At 50.5% G+C, this 7,105-nt stretch carries 7 protein-coding genes; 2 read left to right on the top strand and 5 right to left on the bottom strand.

The annotated features are described in order from the left end of the window. Positions 1–372: 372 nt before the first annotated feature. Both purH and purD read left to right on the top strand, forming a co-directional pair. Positions 373–1,965 carry a bifunctional phosphoribosylaminoimidazolecarboxamide formyltransferase/IMP cyclohydrolase gene (gene purH, locus JK211_RS14680; RefSeq protein ID WP_212709421.1) on the top strand — a complete coding sequence of 531 codons (1,593 nt, stop codon included), beginning with the start codon at positions 373–375 and terminating at the stop codon, positions 1,963–1,965. Between the two features lie 18 nt (positions 1,966–1,983). After that, positions 1,984–3,267, top strand: a complete 1,284-nt coding sequence (gene purD / locus JK211_RS14675) for a phosphoribosylamine--glycine ligase (protein WP_212709420.1) — start codon at positions 1,984–1,986, stop codon at positions 3,265–3,267. Positions 3,268–3,327: 60 nt separating this feature from the next. Here the strand turns inward: purD and JK211_RS14670 are convergent, their stop codons facing one another. The 5 genes from JK211_RS14670 to hemE all read right to left on the bottom strand — a co-directional run bounded on the left by JK211_RS14670 (position 3,328) and on the right by hemE (position 7,030). After that, a complete protein-coding gene (locus JK211_RS14670; RefSeq protein ID WP_343877874.1) occupies positions 3,328–3,996 on the bottom strand; it encodes a DUF1481 domain-containing protein in 669 nt (222 codons plus the stop codon). 179 nt (positions 3,997–4,175) lie between these two features. Continuing rightward, positions 4,176–4,448 carry a nucleoid-associated protein HU-alpha gene (gene hupA, locus JK211_RS14665; RefSeq protein WP_007886275.1) on the bottom strand — a complete coding sequence of 91 codons (273 nt, stop codon included), beginning with the start codon at positions 4,446–4,448 and terminating at the stop codon, positions 4,176–4,178. Between the two features lie 190 nt (positions 4,449–4,638). Continuing rightward, positions 4,639–5,229 (bottom strand): YjaG family protein, encoded by a 591-nt coding sequence (locus JK211_RS14660; protein ID WP_212709419.1) that lies wholly within the window; start codon positions 5,227–5,229, stop codon positions 4,639–4,641. Between the two features lie 62 nt (positions 5,230–5,291). Then, on the bottom strand, positions 5,292–5,966 hold the full coding sequence (gene nfi / locus JK211_RS14655) for a deoxyribonuclease V (protein WP_212709418.1): 675 nt from the start codon (positions 5,964–5,966) through the stop codon (positions 5,292–5,294). Further along, positions 5,966–7,030 carry a uroporphyrinogen decarboxylase gene (hemE, locus tag JK211_RS14650; RefSeq protein WP_212709417.1) on the bottom strand — a complete coding sequence of 355 codons (1,065 nt, stop codon included), beginning with the start codon at positions 7,028–7,030 and terminating at the stop codon, positions 5,966–5,968. Before hemE ends, nfi begins: the two co-directional genes overlap by 1 nt. Positions 7,031–7,105: the final 75 nt, after the last annotated feature.

Genomic DNA, 7,105 nt, shown 5'->3' with positions numbered 1-7,105 from the left:
TTCGTGATTTTTTCTCCGGACCGAATCGCTTCAGTCCCTGTCACGCCGCTGCGCATCGCGCTTTGCCGTGTCAGTGGTTGCGCATTATAGGGAGTTCAGCGAAAGGCGCAACCGCTAATTTAAGAAAAAACGATCGTTTGCTGCATTCCACAGCAAATGTGCTATTTATACGTGCTTACCCACAAACTTATCCACAAAGGGCTATAAATACAAATTTAGCCGGGCATCGCGCAATCGTTTTCGCTACAATGCCGCCATGTAATAAGTCGTGCAGGCGAAGTTTCCGGAAGCAGATAAAACGGCTATTTGCTCTCAGAACCTTCTCTAATACTTCTTCTATATATATGAAACCAATCCAGGGGATTCTTTCCTATGCAACAACGTCGTCCTGTACGCCGCGCTCTTCTGAGTGTTTCTGACAAAACCGGTATTGTTGAGTTTGCCAAAGCACTGGCCTCTCGTGGCGTCGAATTGCTCTCTACCGGGGGTACTGCCCGCTTACTGGCTGAGGCGGGGCTGCCCGTCACTGAAGTCTCCGATTACACAGGTTTCCCTGAGATGATGGATGGCCGCGTTAAAACGCTGCATCCGAAAGTCCATGGCGGCATTCTCGGACGTCGCGGACAGGATGATGCAATTATGGCTGAGCACCAAATCGCACCTATCGATATGGTGGTGGTAAACCTGTACCCGTTTGCCAGCACCGTTGCCCGTGAAGGATGCAGCCTGGAAGATGCCGTCGAGAATATTGATATCGGCGGACCAACCATGGTGCGCTCGGCTGCCAAGAACCATAAAGATGTCGCTATTGTGGTTAACAGCAACGACTACGCGCTGCTGATAAATGAGATGGAAGCCAACGATAACAGCCTGACGCTGGATACCCGGTTTGATCTGGCGATTAAAGCATTCGAACATACTGCCGCCTATGACAGCATGATTGCCAACTACTTCGGGAAACTGGTTCCGGCTTATTATAATGAAGAGAAAACCCCTGCCGGGCGTTTCCCGCGCACACTCAACCTGAACTTTATTAAGAAGCAGGATATGCGCTATGGTGAAAACAGCCATCAGGATGCTGCCTTCTATATAGAAGACAATATTACTGAAGCATCGGTTGCCACGGCACAGCAGTTACAGGGGAAAGCCCTTTCTTATAATAATATTGCCGATACCGATGCGGCGCTGGAATGCGTAAAAGAATTTGCTGAACCGGCCTGCGTTATTGTCAAACATGCTAATCCTTGTGGCGTTGCTATTGGCAGTAATATCAGACAAGCCTACGAGCGTGCTTACACCACCGATCCGACATCTGCCTTTGGCGGTATTATTGCGTTTAACCGCGAACTGGATGAAGAGACGGCTCAGGCAATTATCAGCCGTCAGTTTGTCGAAGTTATTATTGCCCCGTCCGCCAGCGACGCAGCTCTGAAAGTCACTGCGACTAAACAAAACGTCCGTGTACTGGTTTGTGGTGAATGGCAACAACAACGCAGCGCAGCACTGGATTTTAAACGCGTCAATGGCGGTTTGCTGGTACAGGACCGTGACCTGGGGATGGTCGGTGAAACTCAGTTGCGGGTGGTCAGCCAGCGTCAGCCTACACCACAGGAAATGCGCGATGCCCTGTTCTGCTGGAAAGTTGCTAAGTTTGTGAAGTCGAATGCAATTGTTTACGCACGTGATAATCAGACAATCGGCATCGGCGCAGGACAAATGAGCCGCGTCTACTCGGCAAAAATTGCCGGTATTAAAGCGGCTGATGAAGGGCTGGAAGTTAAAGGTTCCGCCATGGCTTCTGATGCTTTCTTCCCATTCCGCGATGGTATTGATGCCGCAGCGGCTGTCGGAATCAGCTGTGTGATCCAGCCCGGTGGCTCGATCCGCGATGATGAGGTGATTGCCGCGGCCAACGAGCACGGGATCGCCATGATCTTTACTGACATGCGTCATTTCCGCCATTAATCAGCCCGGGGTTTAACTATGAAAATTTTAATTATTGGTAATGGCGGACGCGAACATGCTCTGGCCTGGAAAGCCGCCCAGTCACCTTTAGCAGAAACCGTCTATGTGGCGCCAGGTAATGCCGGGACAGCGCTGGAACCCGCATTGCAAAATGTCGATATCAGCGCGACTGATATTGAAGGTCTGCTGGCATTTGCTCAGCAGCAGCACATTGACCTGACCATTGTTGGCCCCGAGGCACCGCTGGTTCTGGGGGTGGTTGATGCCTTCCGCGAAGCAGGCCTGAAAATTTTTGGTCCGACTCAGGCAGCCGCTCAGCTGGAAGGCTCTAAAGCCTTTACCAAAGACTTTCTGGCACGGCATCATATTCCTACGGCTGAATACCAGAACTTTACCGAAATCGAACCAGCCCTGAGCTACCTGCGTGAAAAAGGGGCTCCTATCGTTATTAAAGCTGACGGTCTGGCGGCAGGCAAAGGTGTTATCGTTGCAATGACATTGCAGGAAGCCGAAGATGCCGTGAAAGATATGCTGGCAGGCAATGCATTCGGCGATGCCGGACACCGGATTGTGATCGAGGAGTTCCTGGAGGGTGAGGAAGCCAGCTTTATTGTGATGGTTGATGGTGAGCATGTACTGCCAATGGCCACCAGTCAGGATCACAAGCGGGTTGGTGATGCGGATACCGGCCCGAATACCGGAGGTATGGGGGCTTACTCTCCGGCACCCGTGGTCACTGATGAAGTCCACCAGCGTGTCATGGATGAGGTTATCTGGCCGACAGTACGAGGTATGGCTGCTGAAGGGAATCTGTACACTGGTTTCCTGTACGCAGGTCTGATGATTGATGGGGCAGGAAAACCGAAAGTCATTGAGTTTAACTGTCGTTTTGGCGACCCGGAAACGCAGCCGATCATGATGCGTATGCAATCTGACCTGGTAACATTATGCCTGGCAGCCTGTAATGGCGAACTGGACCAGCAGGAGTCATTATGGGATCCGCGTCCGGCGCTAGGCGTGGTTCTGGCTGCTGGCGGTTATCCTGAGCATTACCGTAAAGGTGATATTATTTCCGGACTGGATACAGCCGCCGCTTCAGACGGCAAAGTATTCCATGCAGGGACAGAATTGTCGGGAGAAAATGTCCTGACTAACGGCGGGCGAGTACTTTGTGCCACCGGTTTGGGTGCAGATGTTGCTGAGGCTCAGAAAAATGCCTATGCACTGGCAAAAACTATTTCATGGCCGGGATGTTTTTATCGTCATGATATCGGTTACCGGGCAATCAACCGCAATAAGTAACCCGGTATAAGCGCAGTTATATTTTCAGAGGCAGGCTTCGGCCTGCCTTTTTATCGCCGGTTATAAATCTGCCGCAACCGGCTGGTTATGACACAGATCCACCCTCGTGGCCCTGAGTAGTTGGGTTCCCTCAGGCCCTTTCAGCCATGCAATATATACCGGGGAGGCAGTGCCCGACCGGACACGGGCAATCATTCTTCGAGACTCCATATCCAGGCTTGCCTGTACTTGCTGATCATCACAGGTGAGAACCGTATTATTCTGTTGCCATCTGCCCTGCTGTAAATAGATCTGGCCTGCCAGTAACGCATCACTGATCTTCAATATTCGCCCGGCATCAAACCGATACAGTTCGATAGCCTGCTGGCTGACATCCTGCCGGCGGTTTTGCAACTGACGCTGCATAAAACTCAGTTTTCCCTGGTTATCAAACCGTAAAGTCACATCATCTGTGGCCCCTCCGGTAATATGACTCTGCATAAACAACAAATTCCCATTATGCCATTGGTAATCTGTTTGCTCTGTAACTGACTGATCAAAAGGGGTATACAGGGTACGTATTGCGGTGTAATCCGGCGGGGTATTCTTGCGCCACAAACGAACCACGCCCCGGTCAGCAAGGTAACCAGAAGCACTGAATGGCGGGATATTGTCTGATGAACTGCAGCCCGCCAGCAGCAACAGAGGCAACAGGCCAATAGCTATTATCCGTGCAGAAAAAAGCATCATCTCTCCTTAATACTTATCACTGCCACAGGGTGGCGCGCAGGATCATTATGCCTTGGTCAACAGGATACAGGGACGGTATAGCAAAAAGAAAGAGTTACAGAGGGAGGTTACAATAAACAGAAGAGGCGGAGAAATGCCCCTTCTGTTAGCTAAACGTTTTAACACCCGGGGTGCGACGCTTATTTTACGGCGTCTTTCAGAGCCTTACCGGAAACGAACGCAGGAACGTTTGCAGCAGCAATTTTGATTTCTTTACCAGTCTGCGGGTTACGACCGGTACGTTCTGCACGGTGGTTTACTTTAAAAGTACCAAAACCCACCAGCTGAACTGCATCACCTTCTTTCAGAGACTCAGTGATCGCAGCCAGAGTAGATTCCAGTGCAGTTTTAGCCTGAGTTTTAGACAGGTCCGCTTTTTCTGCGATCACATCAATCAGTTGAGTCTTGTTCATAAGTTATCCTTAAAGTGTATTTATCGCCTGCTAAGCAACGAATGCGAGTGAAAAGCCATATGTTCCGACACCCTTCAGCCTGCACACACCGATAGCCACAATTTTTAGCCCCCCAAATGTAGACCAGACAGGGGGCGAATGTGAAGCCTTCAGGTGAGCTAAATCAGGCCTGAAGTCACGTTTTATTGCCTTACTGGTTAAAACTTATACCAATATTACTAATTCCGGCTTCCCGCAGATCAGCACGCAGCCCTTTGATCAGCTCAGCATCACGTTCTTCGCACTCAGACAGCAATCGGAATATTTCCCATTGCAGGTCCCATTCATCAATGACGGCCTGGTTTTCTCTGAGTTCTTCATCGGTCATTTCCCGGCCAGCCTGGGTCATCTCCAGCATTGCCACTGTTGTAATCGATGTTTTACTGACTTCAATCGCATAGTTTAATGTTTCGCCACCTAACAGAGCGTGCAGTACATCACTCAGTGCGACGCAGGCGTCAATGGCCGGGTAGACCCCATAAATTTCAAATGCATCTCCGTCAGGGATCGCTTCTTCAAGTTTCTCAAGCTGAGAATCGAAGTTAACTTTTGCACCTTTCACCACCAGCGTCTCCCAGACCAGATCAAGGATACGACGATAGAGGTGAGGATCGGCAAACTCAGTCTGCTGACAGAACGCCAGATAGTTCGGATACATACGCTCACACAGACAAGCCATGAAAGTCATATGTTGCCAGCTTTCCAGCTTTTCCAGGCGTAAGTGGATAGGGTTACGTAACATGACGGATACTCATTATAAATTAGCTGGCAGAAGTGTAACGCAAAAGCGCGGTTTTCACAGCGTTATTGTACGTTCAGCCAGCGCTGGAAGCCTTTGCGGCGGGAGGCAATCCCGTCGGCCAGTCGGGTGGGTTCCGGCAAACGATAACCCCGTAAACATTGCTGCGTCCAGAAAAGGGCCATATCAACGCTGACCCGGTGTCCAATAGAAATAAACAACGGATTACATCTGATTTTACTGCGCAGTACCCAGCCGGCTTGCTGATGATGACAATACAGTGGCTGGCATGCCCCGGCCCCTTCTTCCAGTGGAGAATACTCGCCACATAAACGGTTCTTGGCAATGCCAATCGTCGGTACATCAGTTAACACACCAATATGGCTGGCAACCCCTAAACCTCTCGGATGAGCGATGCCTTGCCCATCAATAAGCAATAAATCCGGACGATGAGTAAGTTGTTGCCAGGCAGCAAGCAGTGCCGGACATTCACGGAACGAGAGAAATCCGGGGATGTAGGGTAACGTGACGGGTACCCGTGCTATACGGTGTTCAACTATTTCCAGTCCGGGCCAGCGCAATACGACAATAACGCCGCGCGCGATCGTCCCTTGTTGTTCAAACCCCACGTCTCCCCCGGCAATAAAGCCAGGGGAAAAATCACGGCTTAGCCCCTCACCAACAACATCAGCTGCCAGTGAAAGTTGCTGTACTTTTAATGCCGCGTAATCAGCTGTCATTATTTATGATAAGCTGCCGACAGACGGTGGACAGCGTCAACAAATGCGCCAGCATGTTCCGGCGGAACATCCTGATGGATCCCATGTCCGAGATTGAACACATGCCCGTCACCATGACCGAAGCCTTCGAGAATTGTCGAGACTTCCTGTTCGATCCGCGCCGCCGGAGCATAAAGCACTGAAGGGTCCATATTGCCCTGTAATGCAACCCGGTGTCCTACCCGCTGGCGGGCATCGGCAATATCCGTCGTCCAGTCAAGGCCAATCGCATCACAGCCAGTATCTGCAATCTGTTCCAGCCACTGTCCGCCACCTTTAGTGAACAGTGTGACCGGCACACGGCGGCCTTCACTTTCATGCAATAAACTGTCTACAATTTTATGCATGTAATACAGAGAGAAATTGCGGTAGTCGCGGCCGGTTAATACCCCGCCCCAGGTATCAAAAATCATTACCGACTGTGCACCGGCACGGATTTGGGCATTCAGATACAGAATGACACTTTCCGCCAGTTTATCCAGTAATGCATGCAATACCGACGGCTCGCTGTACATCATTTTTTTAATTTTAGTGAAGGCTTTGCTGCTGCTACCTTCCACCATATAGGTTGCCAGTGTCCATGGACTGCCGGAGAAACCAATCAGCGGAACTTCACCTTTCAGGTTTTTACGGATAGTTCGTACCGCATTCATCACATAGCCCAGTTCCTGTTCCGGATCAGGGATTGGCAGGTTTTTTACATCCGCAGCACAGCTGATCGGTGAAGAAAAACGCGGGCCTTCACCGGTTTCAAAATACAGCCCTAATCCCATCGCATCCGGAATGGTCAGAATGTCAGAGAACAGGATAGCGGCATCCAGCGGATAACGGCGCAGGGGTTGTAAAGTGACTTCACAGGCCAGCTCGGCATTTTTACACAACGACATAAAATCGCCGGCCTGTGCGCGGGTCTGTTTATATTCAGGCAAATAGCGGCCTGCCTGACGCATCATCCACACCGGCGTTACATCCGTTGGCTGCCGTAGTAATGCTCGCAAATAACGGTCGTTTTTTAATTCGCTCATAATCAGGCTCTCTCGAAATCAGGCGCATATTATATACACAAACAACGGGTTATTCTAACCATGCCCCTGTCAGTC

Origin of the sequence: Tatumella sp. JGM130, assembly GCF_018257525.1 — a bacterium.
Lineage (GTDB): Bacteria > Pseudomonadota > Gammaproteobacteria > Enterobacterales > Enterobacteriaceae > Tatumella > Tatumella punctata.
The sequence above is the reverse complement of the archived record's forward strand: the minus strand, read 5'-3'. Positions and strand labels throughout refer to the sequence as shown.

Excerpts from the sequence above, each read along its gene's own strand:
- JK211_RS14670 (WP_343877874.1), bottom strand. The coding sequence starts at position 3,996 with ATGATGCTTTTTTCTGCACGGATAATAGCTATTGGCCTGTTGCCTCTG.
- JK211_RS14660 (WP_212709419.1), bottom strand. The coding sequence starts at position 5,229 with ATGTTACGTAACCCTATCCACTTACGCCTGGAAAAGCTGGAAAGCTGG.
- purH (WP_212709421.1), top strand. The coding sequence starts at position 373 with ATGCAACAACGTCGTCCTGTACGCCGCGCTCTTCTGAGTGTTTCTGAC.
- nfi (WP_212709418.1), bottom strand. The coding sequence starts at position 5,966 with ATGACAGCTGATTACGCGGCATTAAAAGTACAGCAACTTTCACTGGCA.
- hemE (WP_212709417.1), bottom strand. The coding sequence starts at position 7,030 with ATGAGCGAATTAAAAAACGACCGTTATTTGCGAGCATTACTACGGCAG.
- purD (WP_212709420.1), top strand. The coding sequence starts at position 1,984 with ATGAAAATTTTAATTATTGGTAATGGCGGACGCGAACATGCTCTGGCC.
- hupA (WP_007886275.1), bottom strand. The coding sequence starts at position 4,448 with ATGAACAAGACTCAACTGATTGATGTGATCGCAGAAAAAGCGGACCTG.